This window comes from Limisphaera sp. VF-2 (assembly GCF_049537125.1).
Taxonomy (GTDB): domain Bacteria; phylum Verrucomicrobiota; class Verrucomicrobiia; order Limisphaerales; family Limisphaeraceae; genus Limisphaera.
Map to the genome: position 1 here is coordinate 397,989 of NZ_JBMVQY010000004.1, position 16,328 is coordinate 414,316.

Consider the following 16,328-nt stretch of genomic DNA (forward strand, 5'->3'; position numbering starts at 1 on the left):
GCCTATGGACCTGAACCAATTCACCGAAAAATCCCAGGCCGCCCTGTTGGAAGCCCAAAACATCGCGGTGCGCTACCAACACCAGGCGGTGGACGTCGAACATCTCCTGCTGGCCCTCCTCGAGCAGGAGGGCGGCCTCATCCCCCGGCTCTTCGAGAAGGCCCGCGTCTCCCCTGATCTTCTCAAGACCAAGGTCGAGGAGGAGCTGGCCCGCCTGCCTCGCGTCTCCGGCAGCGATGTCACCACCCAGGGCATCTACATCACCCAACGCCTCAACCGCCTGCTCGTCACCGCCCGTGACCATGCCCGACGTCTGAAGGACGAGTACGTGTCGGTGGAGCATCTCGTTCTGGCCATGTTCGATGAACCGGTGGGCACCGGCATCGGCAAGATCTTCAAAAACCTCGGCATCCGCCGCGACGACTTCCTCAAGGCCCTCACCGAGGTGCGCGGCCACCAGCGCGTCACCAGCGCCAATCCGGAGGCCACCTATGAGGCCCTGGAAAAATACGGTCGGGACCTCACCCGCCTGGCCGCCCAGAACAAACTGGATCCCGTCATCGGGCGCGACGCCGAGATCCGTCGCTGCATCCAGGTCCTTTCCCGCCGCACCAAGAACAATCCCGTCCTCATCGGCGAGCCCGGCGTCGGAAAAACCGCCATCGTCGAGGGCCTGGCCCGGCGCATCGTCGCCGGCGATGTCCCCGACAGCCTCAAGGACAAACGCATCATTGCCCTGGACCTCGGCGCCCTCATTGCCGGGGCCAAATATCGCGGCGAATTCGAGGAACGCCTCAAGGCGGTCCTCCAGGAAATCGCCCGGTCCCAGGGCCAGATCATCCTCTTCATCGACGAAATTCACACCGTGGTCGGTGCGGGCAAGGCCGAGGGCGCCATGGACGCGGGCAACATGCTCAAACCGATGCTCGCCCGGGGCGAGCTCCACTGCATCGGCGCCACCACGCTGGACGAATACCGCAAATACATCGAGAAGGACGCCGCACTCGAGCGGCGCTTCCAACCGGTGCTCGTGGACGAGCCCAGTGTGGAGGACACCATTTCCATCCTCCGCGGCCTGCGCGAACGCTACGAACTTCACCACAAGGTCCGCATCCAGGATGCCGCCCTGGTGGCGGCCGCGCAGCTTTCCCACCGCTACATCTCGGACCGCTTCCTGCCGGACAAGGCCATCGACCTGGTGGACGAGGCGGCGGCCAAGCTCCGCACGGAGATGGAGTCCATGCCCGAGGAGCTCGAACAACTCGAACGCCGCATCACCCAGCTCGAAATTGAACGCGAGGCCCTCCGCAAGGAAAAGGACGAGGCCAGCCGGGAACGCCTCCAGGCCCTCGAAAAGGAACTCGCCAACCTCCAGGCTCAGCGCGATTCCCTGCGCGCCCAGTGGCAAACCGAAAAACAGCTCGTCGACGACATCCAAAAACTCCGCGAAGCCCTCGAACTGGCCCGCACCGAAATGGAAAAAGCCCGACGCGAACACGACCTGGGCCGCGTCGCCGAATACCAGTACGGCCGCATCCCGGCCCTCGAGAAACAGCTGCGCGAGCTCGAAGCCAAAGCCGACGCCGTCAGCAAGTCCGGCCAGCGCCTCCTGCGCGAAGAAGTCACCCCGGACGAAATCGCCGAGGTCGTTTCCCGCTGGACCGGCATCCCCGTGGCACGCCTCCTGGAGGGCGAAAAGGAAAAACTCCTCCGCCTCGACCAGATCCTTCACCAACGGGTCATCGGCCAGGACGAAGCCGTTCAGGCCGTGGCCGATGCCGTCATTCGCGCCCGTTCGGGCCTCAAAGACCCCAAACGGCCCATCGGCTCCTTCATCTTCCTCGGCCCCACCGGCGTCGGCAAAACCGAACTGGCCCGGGCCCTCGCAGAGGCCCTCTTCGACAGCGAAGACAACCTGATCCGCATCGACATGAGCGAGTACATGGAAAAACACGCCGTGGCCCGCCTCATCGGGGCCCCGCCGGGCTACGTCGGCTACGAGGAAGGTGGCCAGCTTACCGAAGCCGTCCGCCGCAAACCGTACTCGGTCATCCTCTTCGATGAAATCGAAAAGGCCCACCACGACGTCTTCAACATCCTGCTGCAGATCCTCGACGACGGTCGCCTGACCGACAGCCACGGCCGCACCGTGGACTTCAAGAACACCCTCATCATCATGACCAGCAACATCGGCAGTCCGTATCTCCTCGAGAATGCCAGCGAGACCGGGGAAATCGCCGAGGGCGTCCGCCGCAAGGTCCTTGCGGAACTGCGCGCCCATTTCCGACCCGAGTTTCTCAACCGCGTGGACGAAATCGTGCTCTTCAAGCCGCTCACCCTGGCGGAGATCAAGAAGATCGTGGACCTGCAGTTGCAGTTGTTGCGCCAGCGACTGGCCGACCGGCACATCGAGCTGGCGCTGACCGACGCCGCCAGGGAACACATCGCCCGCTCCGGCTACGACCCGGTCTACGGCGCCCGTCCGCTGAAGCGATTCCTCCAGCGTCACCTGGAAACCACGCTCTCCCGCAAACTGCTGGCCGGCGAAATCACCGACCACAGCCGCGTCACCGTGGATTGCAAGAACGGGGAGCTGGTGTTCCGCGCCGAAAGCCCCAGTCCATCTGCCGCTTGAGGTGATCCACGGCCCGTCCCGGCCCACGGGCTCCCTGCGATCCATCGGTTCCGGAGACGCCGGGGGCCCGTGCCCCCGGATCCCCGGCCCCCGCAAGCCGTCCCGGGCTTCGAATCTCAGCGGATGCATCCTTGCCCCGGCCGGGCGCATTAGGCTGGCCAAATCACCCGCTTCGTGATTTCATGCGAAGCGGGAAAGGAATCGAGCCATGCGTCCTCCTCTTTTTGGCTTCAGCCTGTGGGTCGGCTTTTGCAGTTGCAGTCTGCTCATGATGGCCGGCCAATGTTCTCGTGCGGCGGAATCGGGCGCTCCTGCCGGCGGTGCCAAACCGACTCCGGTCATCCTCGATACCGACATCGGCGACGATATCGACGATACTTGGGCCCTGGGGCTGCTGTTGCAATGCCCTGAACTGGACGTGAAGCTGGTTCTGACCGATTACGGTCGGCCCATGTACCGGGGCCGGCTCGCCGCCAAGCTCCTGCAAGCGATGGGCCGACCGGAGATCCCGATCGGTCTCGGGGTCGAGGTCCCTCACGTCGGCGGCCTCGAATCCCAGGCCCCGTGGCTGGGCTCCTACGATCTGAAGGAGTATCCCGGCCCCATTCATACCAACGGGGTCCAGGCCCTCATCGACTGCATCCGGGCCTCGCCCGAGCCGGTGACCGTCATTGCCATCGGGCCCTTGCCCAACCTGGCCGCCGCTCTGGACCGGGAACCGGGCATCGCGCCGCGCGCAAGGTTCATCGGCATGCACGGCAGCGTGCGCAAGGGTTATGGCGGAAAGCCCGCCCCTGATGCCGAATGGAACGTCCGCTGCGATCCCCGCGCCGCCCAAAAGGTCTTTGCCGCGCCCTGGCGTGAGATCCTGCTGACGCCGCTCGACACCTGTGGTCTGGTCTCCTTGGCCGGGGAAGATTTCGCCCGAGTTCGTGATTCCCGACAGCCCATTCCCCGGACGATTCTCGAGAATTACCGCATCTGGGCCGCCCAACGCCGCGAGCTCGCACCGGCCAATGTCGATGAACGCTCATCCACCCTGTTTGACTGCGTGGCCGTTTACCTGGCGGTCTCGGAGGCATTTTGTGAAATCGAGACGCTGGGCTTGCGGGTCACGGAGGACGGATTCACCCGCATTGACACGGCCGGACGGCCGATCCGCGTGGCCGCCGATTGGAAGGACCTGCCCGCCTTTCGGCAATGGATGGTCCAGCGACTGACGCGCCCCTGAGGAACTTCCCTCGGGAGGGCCCGAGGATTGTGGCGCCGAACAGCCCAGATTTACCGAAGGACGAAAACAGGGCGTGCGCGGCCCGGCTGCGGCCTTCCTCAACGGACCGCGCCGGGGGGCCTGGACTCGCGACCGTTCCCTGCACCCGCCGGACAAGCGCGCCCGAACCGGGCCTGCCGCAATACTCGGCAGGGTCGCCGTCCACGGAGGATCCGCGGAGGTGCGCCGCCTTGAGGCGCTCCGGGGATGGTTACGGGAGCCGGTCGGGCTGCCCGGGCAGCTTACCGGGGAAGGAGGATTTGATGGATGGGCCCTCGAGCCGTCAGATCGGCCAGCGTGTACCGGTCGAGCACCTCGTAGAACGCTCCGGCCGCTTCGTCCAGGGCCTGCTTCAGGGCACAGCTCGGCACCAGCCGGCAGGGCCGGCCGCCACGGTCTTCGCAGGAAACCACGGAGGCTTCGGACTCACACGACCGGATGACCTCGCCGAGTCGGATTTGGCCGGCCGGACGCGCCAACTGAAACCCGCCCCTGACCCCCCGGCTCGTCCGCAAGTATCCTTGTCGCCCCAGCTTGTGCACGACCTTCGTCAGATGATGATGGGAGATGCCGAAGGTCTCGGCCACTTCTTCCACCGTCACCCGGGCCGGGGCACGGAGAGCCGTGTACATCAGGACTCGAACTGCGTAATCGGAGAAGCGACTTATGCGCATGACGTCGGGAACTTATTCTAAAAACGTCGTTTCCCCAAATGCGCAGGGATTTGACTTGGCGCGTTTTCTGACCACTGTAGGGCGCAAAGGGTGTACGCTGTCCGGTGTGACCGGCCCGAGCCGGTCGAAGGCAGCACACGACCGGACGGGGCGTGGGCCCTGACTGGCGTCGGACATGAAAATGCGAGGTCGCGGCAGGCGAGGCGGAGCACCCGAGGGGCACCTTTCCGTTGCCTTGCGGTGCCACGCTTCCCCTGGGCGAAGCCGCTCGGATTCCGGTGCCTGGGCGGGAAGGAGCCGGGTGGACGCGCGTTCCAATCCGGGTCCGGTTCTGCCGAGCGTTGCATGCCGGCCAGGGCAAGGGTGCCCGGAACCGGTACGTGCGGTGCGTTGCTTTCGGGGGGTTCCCCCGCCGGGGCGCCGGCTTTCGAACGCACACCATTCGCCATGACCATTCAGCTCAAGCGCGTGTACGATTCACCGGAGCCCACGGACGGCGCCCGGTACCTGGTGGATCGACTCTGGCCCCGCGGGGTTTCCAAGGCAGCGTTGGTTCTGACGGGTTGGCTGAAGGAACTGGCCCCCAGCCATGAACTGCGTCGCTGGTTCGGTCACGATCCGAGCCGCTGGGAGGAGTTCCGACGCCGGTATTGGGAGGAGCTTCAGCAGAATCCGTGCGTAGATCAAATCGTGCCGCGACTTGCACAGCATGGCTGCATTACTCTGCTGTACGCTGCCTCCGACCCGCTTCACAACCATGCGGTTGTGTTGCGAGAATTTCTCGTTTCGCGCATGGGGAACTGTGTCCCGAGCGGCGGTTCGGCGCTTTTGAGCGACCTGAGTTGCGGTTCCATGCTCCCGCCCCATGCGGTTGACTCCGGACCGGCGCAACCGCCCAGGGTCCGCCCGCGTTGGGCCCGGCGGTCCCGGTCGCCTCGACGATCCGTGCCATGACATCCCAACCATCCAGTCCTTGGCCGAAGTCCGTGTCCGGCCCGGCGCCGGGGGACCCGATTTGTGATCAGTGCGGCTGCTACGGTGCTCAGCCCTGGGGAGATCGCCTCCTTTGTCCGGACTGCGTGACGCTCTGCGGTTCTTGTTGTCCGGAGTTTGGTGCATGGGACGCGTGGGACCAAACGGAGCAGGCCGATCCGCCGTCCTCCTCGAAGCCATGAACCCGCAGGATCTTGCTCGCGCCGGTTTCTCCACCCGGTGCGTCCACGCCGGAACCTGGTTCGATGCCGCCACGGGCGGCGCCTGTTCGCCGGTGTTTCTGTCCACTGCTCACGTGTATCCCCATCCGACGGGCGAGAATGTTTATCCCCGTTACTTCAACACCCCGAACCAACAGGTGGTGGCCCGCAAAATCGCCGCCCTCGAGGGTGGGGAAGCGGCCCTGGTGTTTTCGTCGGGCATGGCCGCCATCAGCACGCTCCTGGCCACGTGTCTTCGACCGGGGGACCACGCCATCTTTCAGACCGACCTCTACGGAGGCACGCACGAGCTGGTTGTCCGTGAGCTGCCGCGCTGGCAGGTGGAGGTGTCGCGGGCACGAACCGTGGAAGAGATCGAACGGGCCTGTCGCTCGAACACGCGCCTGATTTATGTGGAATCGCCCGCCAACCCCACGCTGCGGTGTCTCGACCTGGGGGCGGTGGCCGCTTTGGCCCGTCGGAGGAACATTCGCACAGTCATCGACAACACCTTCGCCACTCCCATCAATCAGAACCCTCTGGCCCTAGGCTTCGACTGGGTCGTTCACAGCGCCACCAAGTACCTCAACGGGCACAGTGACGTGAACGCGGGCGTGGTGGTGGGCGCGCGGGCGGAGATCGAACGTCTCCGCGAAGTGGCCATGCTCTACGGCGGGATGTTGGATGCCGAAGCGTGCGCCCGTTTGGAACGCGGGTTGAAAACGCTGGCCCTCCGCATGCACCGGCACAATGAAAACGGTCTGCAGCTGGCGCAGTTCCTTTGCGGTCACCCGGCCGTGGCCCGCGTGTATTATCCGGGGTTGCCCGATCACCCGGATCACGGGGTGGCGGCCCGGCAGATGCGGGGATTCGGCGGGATGCTCTCCTTCGAGCTGCGTCGGCCCGAGGCTGTGGACAAGTTCCTTCAGCGTCTGCGGCTGGCCCTGCCGGCTCTGAGCCTCGGCGGAGTCGAGAGTCTGGTTTGTGTGCCCGCTCGGACTTCGCATCGACGGCTGTCGCCCGAGGAACGACGGGAAGCCGGCATCTCCGAAGCCCTGGTGCGCGTATCGGTGGGCATCGAGGACCCTGCCGACCTGGTGGCCGATTTTGCGCAGGCTCTGGAGGGGTGCTGAAGCCCCCGGTTGACAGGGACCGGTTTTGCCGGGAAAGACCGCTGCCCGCTGAATCGCGCGAGCAGTTACCGGAACATCCCGGATTTTTCCGAGGGTCGGCCGGGCTGCGCGGCTTCGAGGCGCGATGAGGCGCTGCCGCGTTTCCCCATGCCTCACGCGGGGAGAGGGTGCCGTTCGGGGCATCGGACCGTTCGCAGTCACCCGGCCTGCGCCCGTGTGCAGGAGACCGGGTCGCGCATGATCCCGCATGGTCCATTTGGACACGGTGTTGGAGAAACTGGCGACGCTCAGCGACGGTCTGAAGGTTGTGGCGGCGGATGAGGCGACAATTCGGTGGCGAATTCCGTGGCCGTCGGTACGTCGAAGGTCAAGCCCGGGAGGCTTGGTTTGCGTGGCCTTGAAGGTGGACCAGGGGTGGGTTGGTGCGTGGCGGGTCTGCGTAGCGTGGCGCCGTCTTTGCCCCGGAGGTCCATGACCCCGAGGTTCACAGCCGGACAGGTCTCCGTGTGCTGACAATTGCCCACGGGTTCGAAAAAAGGGTCTGGCCATTGGGTCGAGGCCGTGGCAGATTGCTGCGAGCTAATTGGAAGAACAAGGACGGTAATTGGTTCGATGCACAGCGGTACTTCATCCACGACACACCACCGGTACAGTGCCCATTGCAACCTGCGGCCGGTCAATTTCATTTGCTATGCCCCGCAGGCGCAGGCGGTAAGTCTGGTGGGCGACTTCAACAACTGGGATCCAACGGCACATCCGATGCAGCGGATGCCGGATGGCGCCTGGCTGCTCAAGGTGGACCTGCGCCACGGGCATCACCGTTACGCGTTTTGGGTGGATGGTGTGCTGACGCTGGATCCGCGGGCTCAGGGCATAACGCGCAACGATCGCGGAGAGCGCGTCTCGCTCATTCCGGTGAGCTGATCGATTTGCTTGCGGCCCCGGGGCGAAGCGCGTGCCCGGGCAGCGGAAACGGCCGGCCGATGGGGGGCGCCGGCGGCCGCAGGGGAGGTGTGAACCGGGCTTCTTCCCCGGGGTCGGCTGAGGATCCGTGGGAGTGAGAGGGCCCGGGTGTTCCGGTGTGGAGGTGACCTGCCGGTGACCGCGGGGCGCTGGGGTGGGTGGGGGTGGTTTCGTTTTCGGCGGCGCCCTCCACCCGGGGGGAAATACCGCAATGCCTGCGCGGCTTCGAGCGTCTCCGGGTGCCCCGCCCGGAGCGGAGAGCCGGGGAGATGTGGACACCGGGCGGGTTCGGCGGCACCGGGTTTCGGGCCACCGGATGGGACGATTGCCGGGGCGTGGGTTCGACCGGCCATGGGATCTGCGCAGCCTGTCGCGGGCGCACTGATTTCTCGTTTCTTGAGAAGGCCCGGGCTTCTCTGGAAAAGGGAGGCAGAATGCCACGTCGGGATCCGGCTGCGAGGTGCGGAGGCGTCTTTCAGTTTTTGGGGGCCCAATTGCAGAGTCCCGATGGAATGCCGGTTGGCCGCGGCTGTGCCGCGTCGGGAACGTCCGGAGTTCGGCGGTGCGTTCCGGGATGTTCAGACACCGAAAGGTGCTGGAGGTTGCGAGGGTGGGATGGGCCCATTGACAGGGCAGGGGCCGGGGTTATGATGAGCGCTTAACTGAACATGAATCGAAAACCGCATGTGGCTGTGGTCGGTGCGACGGGGGCCGTCGGCATCGAGATGATTCAGACGTTGGAGCGCCGAAACTTTCCGGTGGGCCGGCTGACGTTGTTGGCGTCGGCGCGCTCGGCGGGCAAGCGATTGAAATTCCGGGGTGAGGAGATTGCCGTTCAGGAGCTGAAGCCCGACTCGTTTCGCGGGGTGGATCTGGCGTTGTTCAGTGCGGGGGGGAGCATTTCCAGGCAGTTTGCGCCCGAGGCGGTGAAGGCGGGCTGCGTGGTGGTGGACAATTCCAGTGCATTTCGGATGGATGACACGGTCCCGCTGGTGGTGCCGGAAATCAACGCCGAGGATGTGCGGTGGCATCGGGGCATCATTGCCAATCCGAATTGCACGACCGCGATTACGCTGATGGCCCTCTACCCCTTGCACAAGGCGTTTGGCTGCCGGCGGATTTTCGCTGCGAGCTATCAAGCCGTTTCGGGAACGGGTGCCAGGGCGATTGCGGAGTTGGAACAGCAGGTGCGGCAGATTGTGCGGGGCGAACCGGTGACCCGGGAGGTGTATCCCCACCAAATCGCGTTCAACGTGCTGCCGCACGTGGATGTGTTCCTGCCCAACGGCTACACGAAGGAGGAGATGAAGATGGAAAACGAGGGGCGCAAGATCATGCATCATCCCACCTTCCGGGCCAGTGTGACCTGTGTGCGGGTGCCGGTCTATCGCGCCCACTCCGTGGCCGTGAGTGCGGAGTTCGAGAAGCCGGTCAGCGTGGAAGCGGCGCTGGAGGTGTTGCGGCAGGCGCCGGGGTTGGACGTGATCGACGATCCGGCGCAGTGCCAGTACCCCATGCCCCTGTATCAGGCGGGCAGAGACAATTGTGCGGTGGGCCGGATTCGCAAGGACTGTGCGTTCGACAACGGACTCTGTTTCTGGGTGTGCGGGGATCAACTGCTCAAGGGGGCGGCGTTGAACGCGGTACAAATCGCCGAGACCCTGTTGGCGATGTAGCGTCCCCTGGGATCCCCAAGGGTGCGAAAGTTGCGGTGTCAGGGCGCGTCGGGCCGGGTGGCGCGCTTGCCCGCGAGGCGTCGAGCCTCCTCCCGGTGCCTTGGCGCCGGGTGCAGCAGGGTGGGTTTGCTGCGGCGATTTTGGATGGCATGCCGCGGTGCTGTTTGGGATTCAGTCGCCGCGGTCATGGAACCACTGCCAGGTCAGTTCGAGACCTTCCGCCAGGCGGTAGGGCGGATCGTAGCCCAGCAGGCGGCGTGCTTTGGAGATGTCGGCCTGTGAATGTCGCACATCCCCGGGCCGGAAAGGCTCGTACACGGGCGACGGCGGGTTGAGATCGGGGCGCCAACGCCGGAGGCCGACCACCAGAAGGTGGTAGAGTTCGTTCAACGAGGTCCGCTCCCCGACTGCGATGTTGTATACTTGGTGCACCGCTTCGGCCCGGTCCGTGGTGGCGGCCAGCAGGTTGGCCTGGACGACGTTGGCGACGTAACAGAAGTCCCGACTGGTTTCGCCGTCGCCGTAGACGGTGACGGGGCGGCCGTGCCACAGGGCATCCATCCAGCGCGGGATGACCGCAGCGTACGGCCCCTGCGGATCCTGTCGGGGGCCGAACACGTTGAAGTAGCGCAGGCCGATGCATTCAAGTCCGTAGACGCGTCCCCACGTGTCGGCGTAGATCTCGTTCATCCACTTCGTGGCGGCATAGGGAGACAGGGGTCGACCGATGCGGTCTTCCCGCTTGGGCAGCTCGGGGGCGTCGCCGTATACGGAACTGCTCGAAGCATAGACCACGCGTTTGACGCCGGCGTGGCGCGCGGCCTCCAGGAGTTCGAGGAAACCCGTCACATTGGCCCGGTGACTGGCCCGAGGTTCCGCCAGCGAACGCGGCACGCTGCCGAGGGCGGCGTGGTGCAGGACGTAATCCACGCCCTGGCAGGCGGCGGCGCAGGTGGCTGCGTCGGCGACATCTCCTTCGATGATGCGGCAGCGGGCCCACTGCGCCGGCTGCAGGCGAGTCCGGACCGCTTCGAGGTTTTCGGGTTTGCCGGTGCTGAAGTTGTCCAGAGCGATGACGCTCTGGTCCAGCGAAAGGAGCGTTTCCAACAGGTGGGAACCGATGAATCCGGCGGCGCCGGTGACCAGCCAGGTTCGGGGCCGGTTCCGGAGGGTTTCCGCGACCTTGCTGAATTCATTCATGACGGGGTGTGGGTGGCGCACTCACACGGTTCAATGCTGCCGCAACGGCCGTGGGGGCAAAACCTTTTGCGCGAATCTGCCCTGGTCGGAAGGTGCGGCCGGCGCTGCAGGCCCGGAACCCCAGAGTCGCCGGGAAGGACGCGTTCCCTGGAGAACATGGGAGGCCCCGCTCGAGCGCCGCATTCGATGGCAGCCGCCCGGAGACCTTGCGGTTTCGCATCCGGCTGGGTTGCGATTTGCACAGGCTTCCATGGGGGCGGGCCATCATTTGCGCGACCGGCGGGTCGGTTCGTGACCCACCTCGATCCGGGGGGTGCCATGAATCCGTTCGGATTAAACGTGGGACGCGACCAGATCGCCGACCTCACTGGTGCTGTAGCCCATTTGGCCTGCGGCCAGGCTTTTGAGCTTCTCGCGGACCACGCGGATGACGGCCTGTTCAATGGCTGCGGCAGCGGCCGTTTCGCCCAGGAAATCCAGCATCATTTGGCCGGCGCAAATCGCGGCCAGGGGGTTGATGACGCCCTTGCCGGTGTATTTGGGCGCGCTACCGCCGATCGGTTCGAACATGCTCGTGCCCTGCGGATTGATGTTGCCGCCCGCGGCGATGCCCATGCCGCCCTGGATCATTGCGCCCAGGTCGGTGATGATGTCGCCAAACATGTTGTCCGTGACGATGACATCGAACCACTCCGGGTTCTTGACGAACCACATGGTGGTGGCATCCACGTGGGCATAGTCCCGTTTCACATCCGGGTACTCGTTCCCGACCTCGTGGAAGACGCGTTCCCAGAGATCGAATGCGTAGGTGAGGACGTTGGTTTTGCCGCAGAGGGTGAGCTGCGCGCGTTTGCCGGCGGCGACATCCTCGGGTTTGAGGCCGCGCCAGGGCTGTTGGGCGTGTCGCTTGCGGGCGAACTCGAAGGCGAAGCGCAGGCAGCGTTCGACGCCGCGACGCGTGTTGATGCTTTCCTGCACGGCCACTTCATGAGGCGTGCCCTTGAAAACAAAGCCGCCGGCGCCCGTGTACAGTCCCTCGTTGTTCTCGCGAACCACCACGAAATCGATGTCTTCGGGACGCTTGTCTTTGATCGGGCAGAACCGGGCGTCGTACAGGCGCACGGGCCGGAGATTGATGTATTGCTCCAGCTCGAACCGGATGCGCAGCAGGATGCCCTTTTCCAGGATCCCGGGCTTGACGTTGGGATGGCCGATGGCCCCCAGCAAGATGGCCGGAAATCGGCGCAGCTCGGCCAACACGCTGTCCGGCAGCACTTCGCCGGTGCGAAGGTAGCGGTCGCCGCCGATGTCGTAATGCGTGTAGTTGAGTTTGAACCCGAATTTGGGGGCCGCTGCGTCCAAGACCTTGATGGCTTCCCGGACGACTTCGGGCCCGGTGCCGTCGCCTCCGATGACTGCGATGTCGTAGCTTTTCATACCTTGCAAAACTGTCGGGCGGGCGGTTTGCCGCCGGAGCCCCACATCCTAGTGCTCGAAATCGGTGGGGCAATTGTATTCTCGGTCCGGTCCGGGTGGCGGTGCATTTCAGGTGCGGGGTTCCCCGGAAACTCGGGCGCAATTCCGGGAGACGCTCGGCGCACAAGAACCCAAAAGTGGCCCTCTGATGTCCGCGAGCCCGTCCGCGTGCCCGAGGCGCATCGCCTTCTCGAGCCCGGGGCAACGCCCCGCGAGGTTGGATCGCCCTGACCCGCCTGAAAGGGCTCCGCCAGTGGGACCTCCACCGCCCGGCCCGGGCGCATCACACTGAATCTCGCCCCTTCGGGACAGGGTGAATCTGCAATCCAATTTGTGATGCGTTGGCCGGAGCTGGCGAATTCCCGCCCCGCTGGGGCGGAGCAGGGGCGCGGGGAAGGCGGGGAACCATTCATCCGACAGCGGGCCCATCGGTTTTGTCCAAAGACGCTGCCGTGGGCCGGTGCTTTTACGCCACACCGGGAGAAACCCGTGGCGTGTCGGGAACCCGGACACCTTTCCGACCCTCGGTGGGGTGGTGGAAAAGGGTGTGCAGGGGGCCGCGTTGGTGTGGCTGCTCGGTTGCAGCGTGCCGCAGGCAGGGCCTTTGGCGCGGCAGATCCCCTCTCCGGCGCACTTCGGGTTTTGGGCCGTTCCCGAAAGGCCGGGCGGAGTGCCGGGCGTCCCCCACGGCAAAGCCCGGGGGAAGGCACGTTTTCGCCGGGTTCTTGAAACCGGAGGTCAAAAACGGGAATGCGACCGGGCACAACCTCGAGACGCTTTCGTGTTTGCGGGGCTCGGGGCGCCTACATAGCCTTTCCGCCGGGTACGATTGGGGGCTGCGACAAAAGGATCAGGTCGATGTTCTCGCACATTGTCATTTTTTGGACGGATCCGGGGCAACCCGGGGCGGTGGAGGAACTGGTGGCCGGGGCCGAACAATATCTGCGCCCCATCCCGGGGATTCTGCATTTTCACGTGGGTCGAATGGTGCCCAGTGAGCGTCCGGTTGTGGAGCAGAGTTACCAGGTGGGTCTGAACGTCGTGTTCGCCGACAAGGCGGCTCACGATGCTTATCAGGTGCACCCGTTGCATGTGGAGTTTGTGGAGAAGGTGTTCAAACGCGTCTGCACCCGGGTTGTGGTCTATGATTTCGCCTGAAGCGGCGGCCAGGTTCGGGGCGGACGACGATGCGCTGAGGGTGCGAAGGAGCATGAGTATGACAACGCGGTGGAGACGGCTGCGTCCGCAGAGGTGGGTAACTGGGACAACGGCTTCGGCGCGAGCCGCGGCCCGGGCCCTCGGCCTGGCGGCGATGATTTGGGCGGCTGCCCCGGTGCCGGGCCAGACCCAGGGCGGGTTCCGCTTCGGTTCGGTGAACGAGACCTCTCTGGGCTTGTGGGAGGGGGAGCGTCCGGTGTTGGTGTACAATCACGGGGTGATCCGGCGACCAGGGGTGGCGGAACACCTGGCCCGGAGCACTTACGTGCATCCCCTGTACGGCTTGGACGGGGAGGTGCTCACGGACGATTTCCCATCGGACCACCTGCATCATCGGGGTTTGTTTTGGGCCTGGCCGCATGTGCGGATCGGGGAGGCCCATTATGATTTGTGGTTGTTGCGGGGGATCCGGCAGCAGTTCGAACGCTGGATACGGCGCGAGGCCACAAACGAGGGGGCGAGGTTGGAGGTGGAAAACGGATGGTATGTGGGAGCCGACAAGGTGGTGGCGGAAGAGGTGCGCTTCCATGTTCATCCGGCGCGGGAGGACGCTCGTGCGGTCGATGTGGCGTTCACATGGACGGTGCGCAAAGGGCCGCTCACGTTACAGGGGGCCGAAGGGAAGAGCTACGGAGGACTGACGCTGCGCTTTGCACCGGGTACGAACACGACCATTACCATCCCTGCGGGCCGCATTTCCGAAGACCTGCCCATGACCCATTTGCCGTGGGCGGATTTGACGCGGCTGTGGGAGGCCACCCGTCAGACCAGCGGTGCGGCCATCTTCGTTGCGCCCGATCATCCCGATTATCCCCCGCAATGGCTCCTGCGTCATTACGGCGTGCTGTGTTTGGGTTGGCCGGGCGTGCAGGCAGCCACATTCGCCGAGGGCCAAACCATCCGGGCCCGGTATCGGATTTGGATCCACCGCGGTGCGGTCTCTGCGGATCGTTTGCGCCGCGCGTACGAGGAGTATTGTCGCGAACTTTCGGTCTCGCGATGAGACCCGGCACTGTCCCGCGCGTGTGCGGACAGGTCGGACCCGGGCGGACCGGGGTGGTTTTGAAGGGTTTGCACTCCGGGTGCGTCCAACGAGCCGGGGAACCACCCTTGCTGCAAGGGCAGAGAGGGATTGCTTGTTCCTCGCACGAACCAAACGAGAACCTCGACCATGACACGAATGACTTCCTGGATCACGGGCCTGGGCGTTGCCGTGGCGGTGACGGCCCTGGCGCAATCGGACACTGTCTTGCGGCCGTTTAACGGTCGGAATCTGGAGGGTTGGAAGACCAAACCGGAGGGCAACAACCGGAACTACTGGACCGTGGGCACGGCACGATTGGACCCGGCGGATCCGCGGCGGCTGGTGGTGGACCCCGGTGGGCAGGAGTTGATCAACGCCGCTCCGGGCCACGGACAGGGGCTGGATTTGTACAGCGAGGCGCTTCACGGCGACGCGATCATCAAGTTGGAAGTGATGGTGCCCCGGGAATCCAACAGTGGCATCTACGTGATGGGCGAGTACGAGGTGCAGGTGCTGGACAGTTACGGGCGAGACGACCGGCCGGGGCCGGGAGACATGGGGGCGATTTACGGGGCGCAACCGCCGCGCCGGCCGAAATATCGGGCCCCGGGCGAGTGGAACACGTACGAGATCCACTGGCGTGCCCCCCGGTTCGATGCCGACGGAAAGAAGGTCGCCAATGCGCGCTTCGAGAAGGTCATTCTGAATGGCGTGGTCATTCACGAGAACGTGGAGATGAAAGGGCCGACTCCGGGCGGGGTGGATGGCCGGGAGAAACCGAAAGGTCCGCTGATGTTTCAGGGCAACCACGGGCCGGTGGCGTATCGGAACATCGAGATTCGTCCGCTCCCGTGACGAAGCGGCGCGCCCTTCACTGCCGCTGAGGAACTGCGCACGGCTCACGCCACGGCGGGTTCCAACAGGATCAGGTCGCCACGCTTGGCGTCCAGCTCGGCGCGGACCCCGAGGGGAAGAGTGGCGTTGCCGGGGGTGTGCCCGAAGGGCAGGCCGATGACGACCGGCTTGCGCAGCGGGCCCAGGCGATCTTTCCAGACGTCTTCCAGAGTGGGCCGTGGTTCACTGGAGGTGGGTGCCCACGGGTCTTCGCATCGCTCGCAGGTCCCGATGGCGATTCCGGCGACTTGTTGGAGCAAGCCGGCGTTGAGCAATTGGGTGAGCAGGCGGTCCACACGGTAGGGCGGCTCACCCACTTCTTCCAAGAGCAGGACGCGGCCGCGAAAATCCGGCTGCCAGGGCGTGCCCAGCGTGGAGACCAGGACGGTGAGGTTTCCCCCGAGCAGAGGGCCGACGGCGCGGCCCGGACGAAGGATGCGAGGAGCAGGCGCCGGGCAGTGGTCCCGGACACTTCCGTAGGGCTCCGACCGCGTCAAGAGACGCAGGAAGGATCGAAGGGTGAAATCCGGCAGATTGGGTCGGGCAAAGTCGGGCACGGCCATGGGCCCGTGGAACGTGACGAGCCGGGCGTGGGTGAGGAGGGCGCAGTGAAGGGCGGTGAGGTCGCTGTAGCCGACCACGATTTTGGGGTGCGCACGGAAAAGCCCGGGGTCGAACCACTGCAGGAGCCGGGCGCAGCCGTATCCGCCCCGGAGGCTCACGATGGCTTTGACCTTCCGGTGGCGCGCCAGTTGATGGAGATCGGCGGCGCGTTCCCGATCGGTCCCGGCCAGGTACCCACGCCGGCGCAGCAGGTGTCGGGCGGGCAGGATGCGGAAGCCGAGTGCCTCGAGCCGGGCGACGGCGCGATCGAGGTCGGCGGGCTGTGGCAAGGGACTGGCGGGAGCGGCCAAACCGATCAAATCTCCGGGTTCGAGCCGCGGGGGTCGGAGGAGCTGGAGGGTCCGCACG

At 65.2% G+C, this 16,328-nt stretch carries 13 protein-coding genes; 9 read left to right on the forward strand and 4 right to left on the reverse strand.

The genetic code is table 11. The annotated features are described in order from the left end of the window. Positions 1-4 precede the first annotated feature (4 nt). Both clpB and ACPDIT_RS13300 read left to right on the forward strand, forming a co-directional pair. The gene (gene clpB, locus ACPDIT_RS13295; RefSeq protein WP_423444241.1) at positions 5-2,635 is read left to right on the forward strand and encodes an ATP-dependent chaperone ClpB; all 2,631 of its coding nucleotides are present in this window, start codon (positions 5-7) and stop codon (positions 2,633-2,635) included. 208 nt (positions 2,636-2,843) lie between these two features. After that, the gene (locus ACPDIT_RS13300; RefSeq protein ID WP_423444243.1) at positions 2,844-3,866 is read left to right on the forward strand and encodes a nucleoside hydrolase; all 1,023 of its coding nucleotides are present in this window, start codon (positions 2,844-2,846) and stop codon (positions 3,864-3,866) included. A 281-nt stretch (positions 3,867-4,147) separates the two neighbouring features. Here the strand turns inward: ACPDIT_RS13300 and ACPDIT_RS13305 are convergent, their stop codons facing one another. Then, positions 4,148-4,579, reverse strand: coding sequence for an RrF2 family transcriptional regulator (locus ACPDIT_RS13305; RefSeq protein WP_423444245.1), 432 nt, complete (start codon positions 4,577-4,579; stop codon positions 4,148-4,150). 447 nt (positions 4,580-5,026) lie between these two features. On the opposite strand from ACPDIT_RS13305, the gene ACPDIT_RS13310 reads away from it, so the two are divergent. From ACPDIT_RS13310 to ACPDIT_RS13325, 4 genes are all read left to right on the forward strand, one after another. Further along, positions 5,027-5,533 (forward strand): DUF488 domain-containing protein, encoded by a 507-nt coding sequence (locus ACPDIT_RS13310; RefSeq protein WP_423444246.1) that lies wholly within the window; start codon positions 5,027-5,029, stop codon positions 5,531-5,533. A 217-nt stretch (positions 5,534-5,750) separates the two neighbouring features. Then, the gene (locus ACPDIT_RS13315) at positions 5,751-6,905 is read left to right on the forward strand and encodes a trans-sulfuration enzyme family protein (RefSeq protein WP_423444248.1); all 1,155 of its coding nucleotides are present in this window, start codon (positions 5,751-5,753) and stop codon (positions 6,903-6,905) included. A gap of 612 nt (positions 6,906-7,517) precedes the next feature. After that, positions 7,518-7,829, forward strand: a complete 312-nt coding sequence (locus ACPDIT_RS13320) for an isoamylase early set domain-containing protein (RefSeq protein WP_423444250.1) — start codon at positions 7,518-7,520, stop codon at positions 7,827-7,829. Between the two features lie 707 nt (positions 7,830-8,536). Then, positions 8,537-9,544 (forward strand): aspartate-semialdehyde dehydrogenase, encoded by a 1,008-nt coding sequence (locus tag ACPDIT_RS13325; protein WP_423444252.1) that lies wholly within the window; start codon positions 8,537-8,539, stop codon positions 9,542-9,544. Between the two features lie 171 nt (positions 9,545-9,715). On the opposite strand, the gene ACPDIT_RS13330 is transcribed toward ACPDIT_RS13325, so the two are convergent. Continuing rightward, positions 9,716-10,744, reverse strand: a complete 1,029-nt coding sequence (locus ACPDIT_RS13330; RefSeq protein WP_423444253.1) for an SDR family oxidoreductase — start codon at positions 10,742-10,744, stop codon at positions 9,716-9,718. A 333-nt stretch (positions 10,745-11,077) separates the two neighbouring features. After that, the gene (locus ACPDIT_RS13335; RefSeq protein WP_423444255.1) at positions 11,078-12,181 is read right to left on the reverse strand and encodes a 3-isopropylmalate dehydrogenase; all 1,104 of its coding nucleotides are present in this window, start codon (positions 12,179-12,181) and stop codon (positions 11,078-11,080) included. Between the two features lie 897 nt (positions 12,182-13,078). Between ACPDIT_RS13335 and ACPDIT_RS13340 the strand changes: the two genes are divergently transcribed. The 3 genes from ACPDIT_RS13340 to ACPDIT_RS13350 all read left to right on the forward strand — a co-directional run bounded on the left by ACPDIT_RS13340 (position 13,079) and on the right by ACPDIT_RS13350 (position 15,317). Further along, entirely contained in the window at positions 13,079-13,378 is a 300-nt protein-coding gene (locus ACPDIT_RS13340; protein WP_423444257.1) for a Dabb family protein, read from the forward strand. Positions 13,379-13,436: 58 nt separating this feature from the next. Next, positions 13,437-14,441 carry a DUF6807 family protein gene (locus tag ACPDIT_RS13345; protein ID WP_423444259.1) on the forward strand — a complete coding sequence of 335 codons (1,005 nt, stop codon included), beginning with the start codon at positions 13,437-13,439 and terminating at the stop codon, positions 14,439-14,441. A 168-nt stretch (positions 14,442-14,609) separates the two neighbouring features. Continuing rightward, complete coding sequence (locus tag ACPDIT_RS13350; RefSeq protein WP_423444261.1) at positions 14,610-15,317, forward strand: 3-keto-disaccharide hydrolase; 708 nt, start codon at positions 14,610-14,612, stop codon at positions 15,315-15,317. Positions 15,318-15,361: 44 nt separating this feature from the next. Here the strand turns inward: ACPDIT_RS13350 and ACPDIT_RS13355 are convergent, their stop codons facing one another. Beyond that, positions 15,362-16,327: a S66 peptidase family protein gene (locus ACPDIT_RS13355; protein ID WP_423444262.1), complete on the reverse strand. Its 966-nt coding sequence runs from the start codon at positions 16,325-16,327 to the stop codon at positions 15,362-15,364. Position 16,328: the final 1 nt, after the last annotated feature.

Bases quoted from the DNA above. Each gene is read 5' to 3' on its own strand.
- ACPDIT_RS13300 (WP_423444243.1), top strand. From the start codon at position 2,844: ATGCGTCCTCCTCTTTTTGGCTTCAGCCTGTGGGTCGGCTTTTGCAGT.
- ACPDIT_RS13350 (WP_423444261.1), top strand. From the start codon at position 14,610: ATGACACGAATGACTTCCTGGATCACGGGCCTGGGCGTTGCCGTGGCG.
- ACPDIT_RS13305 (WP_423444245.1), bottom strand. From the start codon at position 4,579: ATGCGCATAAGTCGCTTCTCCGATTACGCAGTTCGAGTCCTGATGTAC.
- ACPDIT_RS13310 (WP_423444246.1), top strand. From the start codon at position 5,027: ATGACCATTCAGCTCAAGCGCGTGTACGATTCACCGGAGCCCACGGAC.
- ACPDIT_RS13330 (WP_423444253.1), bottom strand. From the start codon at position 10,744: ATGAATGAATTCAGCAAGGTCGCGGAAACCCTCCGGAACCGGCCCCGA.
- ACPDIT_RS13345 (WP_423444259.1), top strand. From the start codon at position 13,437: ATGACAACGCGGTGGAGACGGCTGCGTCCGCAGAGGTGGGTAACTGGG.
- ACPDIT_RS13320 (WP_423444250.1), top strand. From the start codon at position 7,518: ATGCACAGCGGTACTTCATCCACGACACACCACCGGTACAGTGCCCAT.
- ACPDIT_RS13315 (WP_423444248.1), top strand. From the start codon at position 5,751: ATGAACCCGCAGGATCTTGCTCGCGCCGGTTTCTCCACCCGGTGCGTC.
- ACPDIT_RS13340 (WP_423444257.1), top strand. From the start codon at position 13,079: ATGTTCTCGCACATTGTCATTTTTTGGACGGATCCGGGGCAACCCGGG.
- ACPDIT_RS13325 (WP_423444252.1), top strand. From the start codon at position 8,537: ATGAATCGAAAACCGCATGTGGCTGTGGTCGGTGCGACGGGGGCCGTC.
- clpB (WP_423444241.1), top strand. From the start codon at position 5: ATGGACCTGAACCAATTCACCGAAAAATCCCAGGCCGCCCTGTTGGAA.
- ACPDIT_RS13335 (WP_423444255.1), bottom strand. From the start codon at position 12,181: ATGAAAAGCTACGACATCGCAGTCATCGGAGGCGACGGCACCGGGCCC.